The organism is Halorussus halobius (genome assembly GCF_004765805.1).
Lineage (GTDB): Archaea > Halobacteriota > Halobacteria > Halobacteriales > Haladaptataceae > Halorussus > Halorussus halobius.
The window spans coordinates 191,444-207,453 of record NZ_SBIU01000003.1 but is presented as its reverse complement, the minus strand read 5'-3'; the positions used below and the strand labels follow the sequence as shown (position 1 = coordinate 207,453).

The 16,010-nt window shown below is 70.8% G+C and carries 12 protein-coding genes; 3 read left to right on the top strand and 9 right to left on the bottom strand.

The features are described from left to right. Nucleotides 1-114 precede the first annotated feature (114 nt). The 8 genes from EPL03_RS07735 to EPL03_RS07700 form a co-directional block, all read right to left on the bottom strand. Complete coding sequence (locus tag EPL03_RS07735; RefSeq protein ID WP_135828780.1) at nucleotides 115-972, bottom strand: DUF58 domain-containing protein; 858 nt, start codon at nucleotides 970-972, stop codon at nucleotides 115-117. Then, nucleotides 969-1,922: an AAA family ATPase gene (locus EPL03_RS07730; protein ID WP_135828779.1), complete on the bottom strand. Its 954-nt coding sequence runs from the start codon at nucleotides 1,920-1,922 to the stop codon at nucleotides 969-971. Before EPL03_RS07730 ends, EPL03_RS07735 begins: the two co-directional genes overlap by 4 nt. After that, nucleotides 1,912-3,036 (bottom strand): DUF7502 family protein, encoded by a 1,125-nt coding sequence (locus EPL03_RS07725; protein ID WP_135828778.1) that lies wholly within the window; start codon nucleotides 3,034-3,036, stop codon nucleotides 1,912-1,914. The genes EPL03_RS07730 and EPL03_RS07725 overlap by 11 nt, the downstream gene beginning before the upstream one ends. After that, nucleotides 3,033-3,671, bottom strand: coding sequence for a chromosome partitioning protein (locus EPL03_RS07720; RefSeq protein ID WP_135828777.1), 639 nt, complete (start codon nucleotides 3,669-3,671; stop codon nucleotides 3,033-3,035). Before EPL03_RS07720 ends, EPL03_RS07725 begins: the two co-directional genes overlap by 4 nt. Next, nucleotides 3,668-6,085 (bottom strand): vWA domain-containing protein, encoded by a 2,418-nt coding sequence (locus EPL03_RS07715; RefSeq protein ID WP_135828776.1) that lies wholly within the window; start codon nucleotides 6,083-6,085, stop codon nucleotides 3,668-3,670. The genes EPL03_RS07720 and EPL03_RS07715 overlap by 4 nt, the downstream gene beginning before the upstream one ends. Beyond that, nucleotides 6,085-7,908 (bottom strand): vWA domain-containing protein, encoded by a 1,824-nt coding sequence (locus tag EPL03_RS07710; RefSeq protein ID WP_135828775.1) that lies wholly within the window; start codon nucleotides 7,906-7,908, stop codon nucleotides 6,085-6,087. Before EPL03_RS07710 ends, EPL03_RS07715 begins: the two co-directional genes overlap by 1 nt. A 247-nt stretch (nucleotides 7,909-8,155) precedes the next feature. Next, nucleotides 8,156-8,818 (bottom strand): O-methyltransferase, encoded by a 663-nt coding sequence (locus tag EPL03_RS07705; RefSeq protein WP_135828774.1) that lies wholly within the window; start codon nucleotides 8,816-8,818, stop codon nucleotides 8,156-8,158. Between the two features lie 401 nt (nucleotides 8,819-9,219). Further along, nucleotides 9,220-9,450, bottom strand: coding sequence for a hypothetical protein (locus EPL03_RS07700; RefSeq protein WP_135828773.1), 231 nt, complete (start codon nucleotides 9,448-9,450; stop codon nucleotides 9,220-9,222). Between the two features lie 271 nt (nucleotides 9,451-9,721). On the opposite strand from EPL03_RS07700, the gene mre11 reads away from it, so the two are divergent. Both mre11 and rad50 read left to right on the top strand, forming a co-directional pair. Continuing rightward, nucleotides 9,722-10,972 (top strand): DNA double-strand break repair protein Mre11, encoded by a 1,251-nt coding sequence (mre11, locus tag EPL03_RS07695; RefSeq protein WP_135828772.1) that lies wholly within the window; start codon nucleotides 9,722-9,724, stop codon nucleotides 10,970-10,972. Further along, nucleotides 10,969-13,635 (top strand): DNA double-strand break repair ATPase Rad50, encoded by a 2,667-nt coding sequence (gene rad50 / locus EPL03_RS07690; protein WP_135828771.1) that lies wholly within the window; start codon nucleotides 10,969-10,971, stop codon nucleotides 13,633-13,635. Before mre11 ends, rad50 begins: the two co-directional genes overlap by 4 nt. 44 nt (nucleotides 13,636-13,679) lie before the next feature. On the opposite strand, the gene EPL03_RS07685 is transcribed toward rad50, so the two are convergent. Further along, entirely contained in the window at nucleotides 13,680-14,534 is an 855-nt protein-coding gene (locus EPL03_RS07685; RefSeq protein WP_280178837.1) for a metallophosphoesterase family protein, read from the bottom strand. 548 nt (nucleotides 14,535-15,082) lie between these two features. Between EPL03_RS07685 and dapA the strand changes: the two genes are divergently transcribed. Continuing rightward, on the top strand, nucleotides 15,083-15,991 hold the full coding sequence (dapA, locus tag EPL03_RS07680; RefSeq protein WP_135828769.1) for a 4-hydroxy-tetrahydrodipicolinate synthase: 909 nt from the start codon (nucleotides 15,083-15,085) through the stop codon (nucleotides 15,989-15,991). Nucleotides 15,992-16,010 lie beyond the last annotated feature (19 nt).

Sequence of the window (16,010 nt, the reverse complement as noted above, 5' to 3'; positions counted from 1 at the left end):
GTTCTCCCCCAAGCGGGTTGTTCGCTCCCTTTCAAGCATCGATTATAGTCGTTTCGGAATCTCGGTGGAACCGTCCGACGCGAACCGACCGTAATCGAGACGCCCCGAGCGACCTCACTCGAACCAGAGGTCGCCGAACGACTCGAAGAACGGCGCGCCGGTGTCGACGCGCTCGTAGCGCGCCCGGAGGTCGCGGGCCACGCCCTCGACCGCGTCGGCGTGGTCGTCGAAGCGGTCCCGATACGTCCGCTCGAAGCGCCTGCCGACGTACGCCCGCAGCGACTCGTCGGATTCGAGCGCCTCGAACAGGGTGTCGCCGGTGCTGGGCAGGTCGCGCTCCTCGGGCGCGACGACGTGGGCGGCCACGAGCTGGTTCGACGCCAGCGCCTCCAGTCCGGCGTCGATGGCGTCGGCGTCCCCGAGGAAGTCGCTACAGACCACGACCAGCGCCTTCGAGTCGATGGTGGCGGCGTAGTCGGCCAGCGCGGCCTCGAAGTCGGCCTCGCCGTCGGGGTCGACCGCGTTGCACTCCTCGACCAGCCCCATCACCTCGCCGCGATTCGACCGGCCCCGGTCGAGGCGGTCGACCGTCGAGTCGAAGACGGTGAACCGGAAGTCGTTGTGCTCGCGGGCGGTGAGGTAGGCGAACCCGAGCCCGAGCTTGGCGGCGTACTCGAACTTGTGGGCCTCGCCCGCGCCGAAGTCCATCGACGCGCTGGCGTCGACCAGCACGTGGACCGTGAAGTTGCGCTCGGCCTCGAACTGCTTGACGTAGAGCTCGTCGGTCCGGGCGTAGAGGTTCCAGTCGATGAATCTGGGCTCGTCGCCGGGTTCGTACCGCCGGTAGTCGGCGAACGTCAGCCCCTCGCCCACCGCGTCGGTGGTGCGCTCGCCCTGTCGCTCCGAGCGGGCCTGTCGGTCGCGGGCGGCCTCGAACCGGTCGAGTTCGGCCAGAAACTCCGGGGTTATCATCGGTCCTCGACGATGGACTCGACGACGTCGGCGGCGGTCAGCCCCTCGCGCTCGGCCCGGAAGTCGACCACGACGCGGTGGCGCAACACCGGCTTCGCCATCGCGGTCACGTCGTCGGCGCTGACGTGGGTTCGGCCCTCCATCAGCGCGCGGGCCTTCGCGACCCGGACCAGCGACATGCTGGCGCGCGGGCTCGCGCCGTATTCGAGGTCCTCGGCGGTCCGGGTGTCCCTGACGATGCCGACCGCCAAATCCCGCAGGTCGTCGGCGATGGGGACCTGATGGGTGAACTGCTGCATCGTCCGGAACTCGCGGGGCGACACCTGCCTGTCGACCGATATCGAGGCGTCGACGTCGCCGGTGTACCGGTCGACGATTTCCCGTTCGGCGTCGGCAGTCGGGTAGTCGACCACGACCTTCAGCAGGAAGCGGTCGGTCTGGGCCTCCGGGAGCGGGTAGGTCCCCTCCTGGTCGATGGGGTTCTGGGTCGCCAGCACGAAGAACGGTTCGGGGAGGTCGTAGGTCTCGTCGCCGGCGGTCACCTGCCCTTCCTCCATGGCTTCGAGCAGCGCGGACTGGGTCTTGGGCGTCGCCCGATTTATCTCGTCGGAGAGGACGAGGTTTGCGAACACCGGCCCCTTCTCGAAGCTGAACGTCCGGCCCGCCTCGGTCTCCCGAACCATCTCGGTCCCGACCACGTCCGAGGGCATCAGGTCGGGCGTGTTCTGGATGCGGGAAAACGAGAGCCCCGTCACCTCCGCCAGGGTCCGGACGAGCAGGGTCTTGCCGAGGCCGGGCGTGCTCTCCAACAGCGCGTTGCCGTCACAGAGCATGCACGCCAGCACGTGGTCGACCACCTCCTGCTGGCCCACGATGCGCCGCCCGACCGCCGAGCGGATGGCCTGGATGCGGTTCGTCACGTCGTCGATGGACGGATTCCTATCGGTCATCGGTCTGGTTCCCTTCGAGTTCGCGGGCGTACCGCGCCACGAGGTCGGCGTCCTCGACGCGCTCGGGCGAGTCGAACCCGGCGCGCTCGGGCGCGACCGCGCCGCCGTCGCTCCCGCTACCGTCGCTGTCGTAGTTGCGCGCCTCGTCGCCTTCCCCGCCGGGACTCGACCCCACGGAGGCGGTCAGGTTCTCCGACCCGGCGTCGACCTCCGAGGGCTCGCCGAGCAGTTCGTCGCCGTCCCGCAGGGTCGGCGTCGACCCGTTCTCCAGCGCCGCGCGGTCGGCCTCCGAGTCGCCGGTTCCGCCGACCGCCGCGTCCGACGGGGGTCCGGCGAGGTCGACGCCGACGACGGCGGTCTGGACCGACGCGAGGCCGAGCGCGAACGCGACCGCCACGCTCGCGACGAGCCGCCGCCGGTCGACCAGTCGGACGCTGGACGTCCCGCGCAGGCGGTCGAGCACGTCGTCGTACAGCGCGAGCGCCATCGGGTTCGCCCGGTCGTCGCCGACCGCGTCGCGGGCGGTCCGGAGCGCCTCCGCCACCTCGGGATTGGCGGCCTCGAACGACTCGACCGCGGGCCGGCGCGCGCGCAGGCCGACCCCGGCGGCGAAGGCCGCGACGCCCGCCAGCAGGGCGACCGCCGTGCCGACGTCGGGCGCGGGGACGCCCGACGACTCGAACGCCGACGGGAGCACGGGGGCGTCGAGCGCCGGAACGCCGACGACGCCGGCGAGGAGGTTGACCGCGAGCGCGAGACACGCGGCTTCGAGGCTGGCGTGGACGACCGCGACCTTGTACTGCTCGCGGCGTACCTCCGCGAGCGCGCTCCGGACGTCGTCGGCTCGCGCGTCGCCCGCCTTCGCCTCGGCCGGGTCGTCCGGAACCCGGCCGTCGTCGCCAGCCGCGCCGCCGCTGTGGACCGGCTCGTCCGGGTCGTCGCTCGATTCGCCAACAGCCTGGTTCGGGCCGCCGGTCCCGCCCCACGTCTCGTCGACTTCGGGTCGGCCGTCCGGGTCCGGCCCGTCCCGACTGTCGGCGCTCCCGGCCGGAACGCCCTCGTCGCGTCCCGTCGGACCGCTTCCGTCGCGCTCGCTCGGCTCGTCCCCGGTCATTGCTCCTCCGACTCGCGTTCGAGCTCCTCGATTCGCTCCCGGAGGTCCGCGATGGTCCGGTTCTTCCGGTCGAGCAGCCGGTCGCGCCTGTCGAGGGTCTCGTTCTTCTCGTCGAGCGTCTCGTTTCGCCGGTCGAGTAGCTCGTTTCGCCGCTCTAGGGTCTCGTTGAGCTCGTCGCTGATATCGCGGGCGCGTTCGAGTTCCGATTCGAGTTGGTCGCGGCGCTCGGCCAGTTCGTCGCGGCGCTCCTCCAGTTCGGACACCTGCTCGCGGAGCGACTCCACCCGGTCGTTCGCCCGGCCGAGCTCGGCCTCGGTCTCGTTGAGCTGTTGGCGGGTCGCGTTGAGCCGTCGCTCGGTCGCCCGGAGCCGGTCAGAGACCTCCGCGACGTCCTCGCGTCTGGTCTCGAGCGTCTCGTTGACCGACGCGAGGGTCTCGTTCAGTTCGTCGATGCGGCGCTCGCGGTCGTCGAGTTCCGACGACAGCTCCTCGCCCCGGTCGGCGAGCTGTTGGTTCTGCGAGCGGAGCTGTTCGACCGACTCCTGGTAGTAGAGGGTCGTGCCGACGATGCCGACGCCCGACAGCGCCACGAACAGCGCCAGCGCGACGTTGATGGTCGTGCCGATGTGACTCACGGAATCACCTCCTGGTTTCGGTGGCGGCGGAGCCGCCGCGCGCAGACCTCGAGGACGTAGACGACGAGCGCGCCCACGAGGAACGCCCAGTCCCACGACCGCTCTATCGTGCGGGCGTGGGTCGTCTGGCGCGTGACCGCCGCCGCGATGGCGGCCGACTCGTCGCTCGCGAACGTCCGGCCGCCGGTCCGCTCGACCGCCCGGTCGAGGTCCGCGGAGACGCCGAGGGCGGCGTACTCCGCGGAGTAGTTGACGGCGTACGAGCTTCCCAGCACCGCCCGGTAGCCCGACTCGGTCGGGGTCACCCGGGCCTCGTAGCGCGACTCGCCGACGGGCGAGAACGACAGGCTCTCGCTCCCGTTCTCGACCGCCGGCGGGCTCTCGCCCGCGTAGACCACGGTGGTCGGCTCGCCGACGCGCGTGTCGGGCGCGGAGACGACCCCGGCCGCCTTGCGCTGGGGGTCGCCGATGGCCCAGTTGACCGACCGCGAGAGCAACAGCGAGTCCGGGCGGGTCCGGAGGTCGCCGAGGCTGCCGTCCGCGCCGTAGGCGGTGATGGCGGCGACCCGGCCGAGGCCGAACCGCCACGTCGAGAGCGCTGGCGCGCCGTAGCCGGTCGCGACCAGCAGGCGAGCGCCCTCCTTGACGCTCACCTCGTTCGCGCCGGGCAGCGACGCGGCGGGTTCGACGCCCCCGGTCACGAAGTGGCCGTCGTCGACGACCACGGCGTGGTCGCCGCGGTACTGGCGGTTCGGGCCGCCGAACTGGACCCGGAGCCGGTTGGTCTCGTCGGCCGGCAGGTACGACCCGCCGGTCCGCTCGGCGACGCCTCGCAGCACCTCGGCGTCGACGTCGCCGACCCCCACCGTGACGACGCGGACGTCGCGCTCGGCGAGGCGCTCGGCGGCGGCGAAGGCTCGCTCGGCGTCGTCGCGGCCGTCGCTGAGCAGGACCACGGTGCCGCCCTCCCCGCCCAGCGCTTCGGCCGCGCCCAGCAGTCCGGCCGAGAGGTCGGTGCCGCCGCCGCTCTGGAGGCTCCGAATCTGCTCCTGGAGGTCGCTCCGCGAGTCCGACAGGGGTGCGAGGTCGGCCACGCGGTAGGCGTCCTGATTGAACCCGACTAGCCCGACCCGGTTGCGGTCGCCCAGTTGCGAGAGCACGTCGAGCGCGAGCGCCTTCTGGACGCGCATCCCCGACCGGGCGCTGCCCGAGACGTCGACCGCGAGCGCGATGCTGGCCTCTCGCCCCGAGGAGCCGCCGACGCTGACCGGGAGCAGCGACGACAGCCGGGCGTTCTCGTACCCGCCGTTCTCGTAGGCGTTCTCGCCGCCCGCGACCACCAGTCCGCCGCCGCCGACGACGAACTCCTGTAGCGCGCCGACCGAGCCGACGTCCGGGGCGGCCACGTCCTGGACCACGACCGCGTAGTAGTCGTCTAACTCCTCGGGCACCGACTCGGCGCGGGTCACGTCGTACAGCTCCGAGAGGTAGTCTTCGAGCGGGTAGTCGCCCCGGGCGACGTACAGCACCTCGGGCCGCTCGACCACCTGTACGCTCTTGTAGTAGACGTCGTTGACGGCGAACGCGTCCCCGCCGGCGAGGCGGGCCGTCACGCGGTGGGGGCCGACCGACGAGAAGTTGTGCGAGACGGTGAACGCCCCGCCGTCGGGCACCGTCCGGGCCTCGACCCGCTCGCCGTCGACCGACACCGTCACCTCGGCGTCGTCGGGCGCGTCCTCGACGCCCGCGACCCGGACGCCGAACTCGGTCTCGACGCCGACGCTGGCCTTCGCGGGGCCGGAGACGGTCACGCGGGCGTCGCTCCGGTTCGCCGAGAGGTCGACCCGGTTGACCGTGGCGTTCAGCGAGTCCGCCAAATCGGCCGCGCGGGCCAGCGACGGCCCGCCCGTCACTTGCCCGTCCGAGACCACCAGCAGGCTCCCGTTCGACCGGAGGTTGGCGACCAGCCCCTCGCCGAGCCGAGAGCGGTTGCCCGAGCCGGCGGTGACGCGCTCGACCGCGACGCCCTCGTCCTCGAGGGCGGTTTCGAGGTCGTCTGCGACCGGGTCGTACACGCCCATGCTGGCCGACTCGTCGCCGACCATCGTCACCTGCGGGTCGCCGGCCGTGGTCTCGGTGGCGACGGTCGCGGGGCCGGCGGCCGCGACCACGAGACACGCCACGACCGCGAGCCGGCTGGCGTACAGCGCCCAGCGGGCGCGCCGACTCGCGACCGGGCCGGCGGCGTCGGGCTCCGATTCCCCGCCGGCGTCGCTCGCCTCGCCGCCCCGCCGGGAGAACAGCAGCACCCAGAGGGCGGCCGCCCCGACCGGGAGCGCCGCCAGCACGGCGGGGCGGGCGAACGCGACCGAGGCGTCGACTCCGGGCACCGCAAGGCCGCCTGCGAGCGCCATCAGAGGTCACCCCGGTAGCGCAGGAAGGCCAGTTCGGCCAGCGCGACCAGGCCCGCGAGTCCGGCGGCGAGCGGCGTGAGCGCGAGCGGGACGGTCCGGGACTCGGACGTGGCGTTCCCGCCCGTCGACCCGTCCCCGGCAATCGAAGGGGCGGTCACGTTCGACTCCGCGCGGTCCGACAGCGACGCGCCGTACCGCTGGCCGTCGGCCTCGTAGAAGCCCACCCGGTCGAGCGCGACCGACGCCGCCTCGCGAGTGCCGGCCGGCGTCTCGACGGTCGTGGACTCGCCGAACCCGAGCCGGTCGCCGGTCCGACGGTTGCGTTCGTCGAGCGACTGGCGGCCGGTGAGTTCGAACACCGCGCGCTTCCAGAACACCGGATACCGGTAGTTGCGCGCGAACGTCGAGTCGTTGGCGGGATAGCCGTAGTAGAGGACCCGTCCGCCCGCAACGTCGGCGGTCGCGACCAGCGGCGTCCCGTTGCCCGTCCGGACGAGCGCCTCGCCGGTCCGGAGGTCGGCCCCGACGGTCGACGCCGGCGCGGGGAAGGTGATGCCTTCGGTGAGCGGGCCGTCGGCGGGTTGGCCGACGGACGGGTCGGTCTCGACGCCGGTGGGTTCGACCGGGAGCAGGTCGCCGTAGCCGACCGCCGAGAGGTTCGACTGGGCCTGAATCACGACGCCGCCGCCCCGCGAGAGCGTCTCGCGGGCGACCTGCCGGGTGCCGTCGAGCAGGCGGCCGGGTTCGACCCCGCCGAACACCACCACGTCGTACTCGCCCGACACCGACGCCGGCGGGTTGGCGACCGTCACGTCGGTCGACTCGACGACCGACAGCGCGGTCACGAGTTCGCGGTTGTCCTCGTTGGTCACGACCAGCACGTCGACCGTGGGGTCGGCGGGCGCGGCGACCGGCACCGAGTCGTCGACGGGCAGCGAGTCGCCGGGCGTCAGCCGGAGCGTGCCGCCGCCGGCCGGGACGGGAAGCGTGACCTGCCCGACCTCGCCGGGGGCGAGCGCCAGCGACCGCGAGGCGTCGCCGAGTTCGACCCGACGCTCGGCCGGCGCGTCGTCGAAGTTCTCGACCCGGACCGACACCGTGCCGTCGTTGAACGACCGGTCCACGATACCGACGTTTCCCGACCCGCCGGCCGCGAACTGCCGGAGCGACACCGAGAGACCGCGAGCGCGGGCCGCCGAGACGGCGGTCCGCCAGTCGTCGTCGCTCGCGAAGTCGCTGAGGACGACGAGCCGAGCGTCCGCGCCCGCCACGGCCGTCGCGCGCTCGATTGCGCTCGACAGGTCGCCCGGCGCGCCCGTGACACGGAGGCCGTCGAGGGTCTCGCGGGCCTCGGCGGCGGGGACGCGCCGAGCGCTGACGGTCGTCTCGCCGCCCGCGACGACGACCGAGGTCTCGTCCGAGACCTGTTCGGTGGCGGCCGCGACCGCCCGGTCGAACCTGGTCGCGCCGTCGGACTGGGTCGCCATGCTCGCGCTCCGGTCGACGACGACCACGGTCTCCTCGACGGTCCGCTGTTCGGAGACGGGGACGTACGGCGCGGCCAGCGAGACGGCGAGCGCGGCGACCGCGAGCAACTGGAGTACCAGGAGCGCGCTCCGCCGGAGCCGTCGGAAGGCGGGACGCTGGGTGCGCTCGTCGCTGTCGCCCAGCAGGAACTCGACCGCCGGGAACGCGACGGTCGTGGGGTCGGGCTTTCGCAGGTAGAGGAGCAAAATCGGTATCGCGGCCGCGAGCGCGGCCAGCCCCAGCGGCCGGAGGAACGCACCCGAGAGCGCCCCCTGTAGGGTTTCGAGCGCGCTCATCGACGGACCGACACCTCCCGCGGGTCGAGCGGCGAGCGCGGGGAGCGTCGGCGTCGTCGGGAACCGGGACGGGACTGGTTGCTCGTGGGTGTCGGTGACATCTGTCTGTGGGTCGCCCGCGATGGAGGGGTCGCGGGGGCCTGTCGTGTCGGGGTAGCGACGAGACCGGTAAATATCTTCCCATGCCCCAGCGGTCGGAACGTCGACGCTGCACTCCGTTCCACGTCCGGCAGTCGCCTACCCTCACCTACCGGCGGTAGCTCACTGCGAGCCCCTCACCGAGCGGAATCGCGGCGGTCTCGAACTCGTCGCTGTCCCGGACCTCGACCAGGTAGTCGGCGATGCCCCGGCTCTGGTCGTCCACGTCGTCGGGGTCGCCGCCCTCGATAACGTCGAGGATGGTCTCGAAGTCCTGAATCCCGCTGTGCATCGCGTTGTCGGCGACGAGGATTCCGCCCTCGGCCACCTTCCCGCGCACCGCGTCGAGCGCGTCGGGGTAACCCTCCTTGTGGCAGTCGACCAGTACGACGTCGAAGGGACCGTCGTGACGTTCGACAGTTTCGAGGGCGTCGCCGTCCTCGAAGACCGCGAGGTCGGCGTACCCGCCCCGCGCCAGAAAATCGCGGGCCTCGTCGAGTTCGTCGGGGTCGTGTTCGGTCAGCACGATTTCGCCGTCGTCGGGCAACGCCCCGGCGAACCAGTAGGCCGAGTAGCCGAAGCCCGACCCGAACTCGAACACGCGCTCGGCGTCGACCATCCGGGCGGCGAGCCGGAGGAAGGCCCCGACCTCGGGGCCGACGGTGGGAAAGCCCGTCTCCTCGCCGTGGGCCTCCATCTCCCGGAGAACGTCGTCGCGGTCGGGCACCATCGCGCGGACGAACCGCTCGGTCTGCTCGGACAGGAGCTCCATGGTCGGCCAATCGGAGGTCGCGCAGTTAACTGTTCGGCGACCGCTCGTCGGAAGCGTTCCGTTTCGTGGCTGTCGGCATCGGGAGAACCTTCGCGCCGCCGAAATCCGGGGCCGAACTCTCACGACAGGACGCCGAACTGCTGGAGACCAGCGATCAGCAGGATGCCGACGAGCAGTACGAGCTTCATCACCCACGGCGGGACGTCCTTCCGGACTCTGAAGGCCCAGTCCATGCGGGAACATTGGTAGGTATTGCATAATGTCTTTCGATTTGATAGCTAGGTGCAAGCCACGCAGGGGTCGAATCCGTCCCGCGAGTCGGGGACTGTCGAGCGAACGACGGAATCGCGCTACGGTGCCGGAAAATCGGGAGAAAGCGCCGAGAGAGCGACCGGGCCGAGTCAGTCCGCCGGCTCGAACGACGCGGCCGACGAGTCGACGGCGTCGGGCGACGACTGGGAGTCCTCGACCGGACCGTTCACGAACAGTGCGTGGCCGATGAGCGCGACCGGAATCGTCGCCGCGACCGGGACGGCCGAGGTCACCGAGAAGCCGACGGCGCTCAGCACGGCAGTTACACCGACGAGTGAAAGCGGGATGAGTCCGAGGACGATGTCGTAGTACCCAGTCATAATCCATTACAAAATATGCGGGAGAGGCATATAACTCTTTCCCATACATGAGGAGGGCATTTTCGGTAAGCTGGTTGCACTATCTCCATAGAATGTCTATAACTTATGAGTACGCTACAGCTACATTCGCGGTGTGTCGGCTCTAAAAAGAACCGTGAGGGCAGTTTCCGCGCGGTCTCCGTATTCCCGAAAGTAATTCCGTCGACCCGGCCTCGGGGCCGCGACGAGTGTCGCGGAACGACTTTAGGGGGCCGACGCCAACCACGGGACGATGACACGGGTGATTCACACGGGGGACACCCACCTCGGGTATCGGCAGTACCACTCCCCCGAGCGACGCGCCGACTTCCGACGGGCGTTCGAGCAGGTCGTCGACGACGCCATCGCGGACGACGTCGACGCCGTAATCCACGCCGGCGACCTGTTCCACGACAGCCGGCCCGACCTCGACGCCCTCCACGCCACCATCTCCATCCTCGGCCGACTCAGGGACGCCGACATACCGTTCCTCGCCATCGTCGGCAACCACGAGGGCACGCGGGGTCGCCAGTGGCTCGACCTCTTCGAGACGCTCGGACTGGCCACGCGACTCGGCGACGAGCCGGTTCGGGTGGGCGAGACCGCCTTCTACGGGCTCGACCACGTCCCGAAGTCCAAGCGCGACGACCTCGACTACGAGTTCGCGCCCCACGACGCCGACCACGCCGCGCTGGTGAGCCACGGGCTGTTCCAGCCGTTCGATCTGGGCGACTGGGACGCCGAGACCGTGCTGACCGAGGCCACCGTCGACTTCGACGCGATGCTGCTGGGCGACAACCACGACCCCGGCAAGACGGAGGTCGCCGACGCGTGGGTCACCTACTGCGGGTCGACCGAGCGATGCAGCGCGACCGAGCGCGACGAGCGGGGGTACAACATCGTGACCTTCGACGACGGGGCGTCCATCACCCGCCGGGGGCTCGACGCGACCCGCGAGTTCGCGTTCGTCTCGGTCGACCTCGCCGACGACGAGGGAATCGAGCGCGTCCGCGAGAAACTCCGGGAGCGGGACCTCGACGACGCGGTCGTAATCGTGGAGGTAGACGGCGAGGGCGAGCGGGTCACGCCCGCCCGCGTCGAGGAGTTCGCGCTCGAACGGGGCGCGCTGGTCGCCCGCGTAACCGACCGCCGCGAGGTCGACGACGACGACGAGAGCGTCGACGTGTCGTTCGCCGACCCCGACGAGGCCGTCCGCGAGCGCGTCCGCGACCTCGGCCTGAGCGAGGCCGCGCGGGGCATCGACGAGACCGTCCGCGCGAGCAAGGTAGCCGACGCGAACGTGCGCGAGTCGGTCCAAAACCGGGTGGACGAACTGGTCGCGGACGGCGACCTCGACGCGTTCGAGTCCGCGCCCGACGACGGGTCCGCGCCCGACGACCCGTCACCCGAGGACGCCACCCCGGAGGGGCCGACCGACGACGAGTCGGCGTCGGACGACCCGACCGACGCGGACGACGTGGCCACGCTGGAGGAGTACCAATGAAGTTCGACCGCGTCCGGCTTCGGAACTTCAAGTGCTACGCCGACGCCGACCTGCGGCTCGACCCCGGCGTGACCGTCATCCACGGGCTGAACGGCAGCGGCAAGTCCTCGCTGCTGGAGGCGTGTTTCTTCGGGCTGTACGGCGCGACCGCGCTCGACCGCACGCTCGACGACGTGGTGACCATCGGCGAGGAGGAGGCCATCGTGGAGCTGTGGTTCACCCACGACGGCGGCGACTACCACGTCCGACGGCGCGTCCGGGCGACCGGCGAGCGCGCCACGACGGCCGAGTGCGTGCTGGAGACCCCCGACGACACCGTGGAGGGCGCACGCGACGTGCGCGCCGAGGTGGCCGAACTGTTCCGGATGGACTCGGAGGCGTTCGTCAACTGCGCGTACGTCCGGCAGGGCGAGGTCAACAAGCTCATCAACGCCAGCCCGTCCCAGCGCCAGGACATGATAGACGACCTGCTCCAACTGGGCACGTTAGAGGAGTACCGCGAGCGGGCCAGCGACGCCCGACTCGGAGTCAAGTCGGTGCTGGACGACCGACGCGGTAGCCTCTCGGAACTCGACTCCCAGATCGAGGCCAAGGAGGACGCGGACCTCCACGCGCGCCTGAACGAACTCAAGTCCGACCGCAAGGGCGTCGAGAGCGAAATCGACCGCTTCGAGGACAACGAGGAGACCGCCCGCGAGACCCGCGAGCAGGCAATCGAGGTGCTGGAGGAGTACGAGGACAAGCGCGAAGAGCTGGAGACGCTGGCCGAGGAGATAGACGAGCTGGAGACCGAAATCTCCGAAACCGAGCGCGAGCGGACCGACCATCGCGAGCGAATCGGGGAGCTCCGCGAGCGAATCGACGACCTCGAACGCGAGGTCGACGAGAAGGTGGCCGAAACCGGGCTCGACTCGGCCGACGAGGGCGCTATCGACGCCCGACTCGACGAACTCGACGCCGAGGACGACGACCTCCGGTCGGAGTTGAACGACGCCGAGAAGCGGGCCGAGCGGTTCGACACGCAGGTCGAGAACCTGAGCGACCGAATCGACGAACTCGAAGCGCGCGCCGAGCAGAAGCGCGAGCGCGCCGACGCGCTGGCGGCCGAAGCCGACGACGCGGCCGACGACCTCGAACGCCGGCGCGAGCGACGCGACGAACTGGACGACCGCATCGAGACCGAGCGGGCGAAGTTCGAGGACGAGCCCGTCGAGTTCGGCGACGCGGAGGCGCACCTCGCCGACTGCCGCGAGGAGCGCGACGACCTCCGGAGCCGCGTCGAGGACGTGAAGGCCGACCTGAAGAGCGCCCGCGACAGCGTCGAGGAGGCCGAGGCGCTGCTGGCCGAGGGCAAGTGCCCCGAGTGCGGCCAGCCGGTCGAGGACTCCCCGCACGTCGACACCGTAGAGGAGGACCGCGAGCGCGTGGCCGAACTCGAAGCCGAACTCGACGACCTCCGGGCGGAGCGCGAGGCGGCCGCCGACGCGGTCGAGACGGCCGAAACCCTCGTCGAGGCCGAGCGCGAGGTCGGGAACCTGCGCGAGAACCGCGAGCTGGCCGAACAGTCGGTCGCGGACAGGGAGGAGACGGTCGCCGAGAAGCGCGCCGAGGCCGAACAGCTCCGCGAGGAGGCCGCCGACCTCGCCGCCGAGGCCGAGGACAAGCGCGGGGACGCCGCCGACCTCCGAGAGAAGGCCGAAGACGCCGAACGCCGCGTGGAAGAACTCGAATCCGAGCGCGAGGCACTCGCCGCCGAGCGCGAGCGACTGACCGAGATTCGGGAGCGACGCGAGGCGGTCGCCGACGCCGAGGACGAGGTCGAGCGCCGCCGCGAGAAGCGCGCGACCCTCGACGAGCAGAACGACCTGCGGCGCGACCGGCTGGCCGACAAGCGCGAGCGCCGGGCCGACCTCCGGGAGAGCTACGACGAGAACGCCGTCGAGTCGGCCCGCGAGGACAAACGGGAGGCCGAGGCGTACCTCGAAAAGGTCGAGGTCAAACTGAGCGAACTCCGGGAGAAGCGCGACGACCTGCAGGGCGCGATCGGCGGCGTCGAGGGCGAGATACGCCAGCTGGAGAATCTGCGCGAGCGCCGGGCGAATCTCGCCGAGCGCGTCGACGCGCTCGAATCGCTGCGCGAGGAGGCCGCCGACCTCCAGGAGATGTACGGCGACCTCCGGGCGGACCTGCGCCAGCGCAACGTCGAGCAATTGGAGGCGATGCTCAACGACGTGTTCGAGCTCGTCTACCAGAACGACTCGTACGCGCGCATCGAACTCGACGGCGAGTACGAGCTCACCGTCTACCAGAAGGACGGCGAACCGCTCGACCCCGAGCAGTTGTCGGGCGGCGAGCGCGCGCTGTTCAACCTCAGCCTCCGGTGTGCCATCTACCGGCTGCTCTCGGAGGGCATCGAGGGGACCGCGCCGATGCCGCCGCTCATCCTCGACGAGCCGACCGTGTTCCTCGATTCGGGCCACGTCTCGCAACTGGCGGAGCTCGTGAACTCGATGCGGGACCTCGGCGTCGAGCAGATACTCGTCGTGAGCCACGACGACGAACTGGTCGCGGCCGCCGACGACGTGGTGTCCGTCGAGAAGGACGCGGTGTCGAATCGCTCGACGGTCGAGCGCCGCGAGGCGCTGGTCGAGGCCGCCGACTGACCTGACCCCCGGCCCCGTACCGGCCACCGGCGCGCTGGGGCGACCTACGCCTCGGGCGTCGGCTGGCTGGTCAGTTCGAGCGTCTCGGGGTCGAGTTCGTAGTAGCGCTCCCACGCCGGCGCGAGGCCGACGACGCGGGTGTCGCCGTACGTCGTCTCGGCGTGTTCGTGGTGGTGGCCGACCAGACAGAGGTCGGGGTCGAGCGCGTCGAGGAGTTCGTCGACGTGCTCACAGCCCACCTCGTAGGACTCGGTGACGGGCAGCCCGTGGGGTGCCTCGTGAGTCAACAGCACGTCGACGTCCGAGAGCTGCTTGGCCGCCTCCACGTCGTCGCGGACGAAGTGTCGCCTGCGCTCGCCCTGCAGGTTCGGCCGGGGGCGCTCGAACTGGGTCGGCGCGAAGTTGCCCGACAGTCCCGCGACTCGAAGGCCCTCGATTTCGACGACGTCGCCCGCCAGCAGGGTGACGCCGTCGACGTCGGAGCTCTCGACGCGGCCGTGCCGGAGCGCCTCGACCACGTCGAAGTCCTCGTTGTTGCCGGCGACGAAGTAGGTCGGAATCGGCAGGTCGTAACAGAGCAGGTCGCCGAGCTGGAGCGCGACGTCGGCGTCGGCGGCCCGGTAGGCGGCGAACAGCGCGCGTCGCCGGGCGGGGTCGTCGGCGTGGGCGTCTCCGAGGACGAGCATCGGTCGCGGCTTTGGCGGGCCGAAGGATAAAGCTCCTCGTTTACGGTGGACTCGCCGACCGCCCTGGGACCGCTCTGTGACAACGCTTGAACCGCAATCACAGCCTCGAACGCCCTCGGCGCGCTCTGTGACAACAGGACTGCAACCAACTCCTCGAAAGCCCTCGGCGCGCTCGCGGTCGCTCAGCGGGATATTTCGCGGCTCTCTCCACACCGCCCGAGCCGCGAAATAGTTGCCACGCTGAGGCGACCAAGCGTTGCGCGAGCCCGCCTCGCCCTTTCAGTCCACCGAGGGGACAGCACCACAGCCGCACAGCCCCGCACCCGCACCCGCACCGCGACGGCGGGCCTCACCCCTCCCCAGCCTCGGCGAGCGCCTAAACGCGCTCGCCTCCCTCGCACGCGTTGGGGCGACCACTGACGGGTCGCGCCAGCGCGCGCCGACCGTGAAAAACCGAGTCAGTGTGCCCCGCCCGCGCTCGGCGAAGCGCGACCGAGTCGAACCGTGTCCCCGAACGACGACCGAGATTCGAAGACAAAGAGTTAAGTGCCGGCACGAATCAGAACTGTACATGCACTCCGACGCCGCCGCAGTCGGTCGCGCGAGCGCGACCAGCGGCGGGTCGGTCGGTTTTGCCGGGCGGAAACGCACAAAATTCCGGTAGACGGTGGTCCCCGGCGGGCGTGGCACACCCGTCGCGGGCCGTCCTCGTTCTGTATCACCACTCCACCAGCGTCCGGCGTTTCCCACAACCCACACCGATGACAGCTACCGACGAACCCTTCGCCGGGGTCTATCCCGCGATGACGACCCCGTTCCGACCCGACGACAGCATCGACTTCGAACAGCTCCGCGACGACGCCCAGCGCCTCGAAGACGCCGGGGTCGACGGCCTCGTCCCGGTCGGCTCGACCGGCGAGAGCGCGACCCTCGACCACGACGAACACGTCGCAGTGGTCGAGGCGGTCGCCGAGGCGGTCGACGTGCCCGTCGTCGCGGGCGCGGGGAGCAACAACACCCGCGAGGCGCTCGAACTCGCCCGGCGGTCGGCCGACGCCGGGGCCGACGCCCTGTTGCTCATCTCGCCGTACTACAACAAGCCCGAGCCCGAGGGAATGGAGCGCCACTACCGGACCGTCGCCGACGAGGTGGACCTGCCCCAGATTATCTACAACGTCCCCTCGCGCACCGGGCGCAACATCGCGGTCGAGACCGCCGCCTCGCTGGCCCGCCACGAGAACGTCGTTGGCTACAAGGCCGCGAGCGGCGACCTCGCCCGAATCGGCGAGGTGATAGAGCGCACCCGCGACGAGGCCTTTTCGGTGCTGTCGGGCGACGACTACCTCACGCTCCCGATGCTCTCGCTGGGCGCGACGGGGGCCATCAGCGTGGCCGCCAACGTCGAACCCGAGCGCACCGCCGCGCTGGTCGAGGCCGCGCGGTCGGGCGAGTTCGGCGAGGCCCGCGAGATTCACGAGGAACTCGCGCCCCTGTTCCGCGCGCTGTTCGTCGAGACCAACCCCATCCCGGTCAAGGAGGCGATGGCGATTCGGGGCTACGGGCCGGGCCACCTCCGGTCGCCGCTGACCCGACTCGCCGAGGAGCACCGCGCAGAACTTGCGGGTATCCTCGGCGAGTTATCGGACGAACCGACTGAGGTACGACCATGAATCGACTACGTGCGGAGCG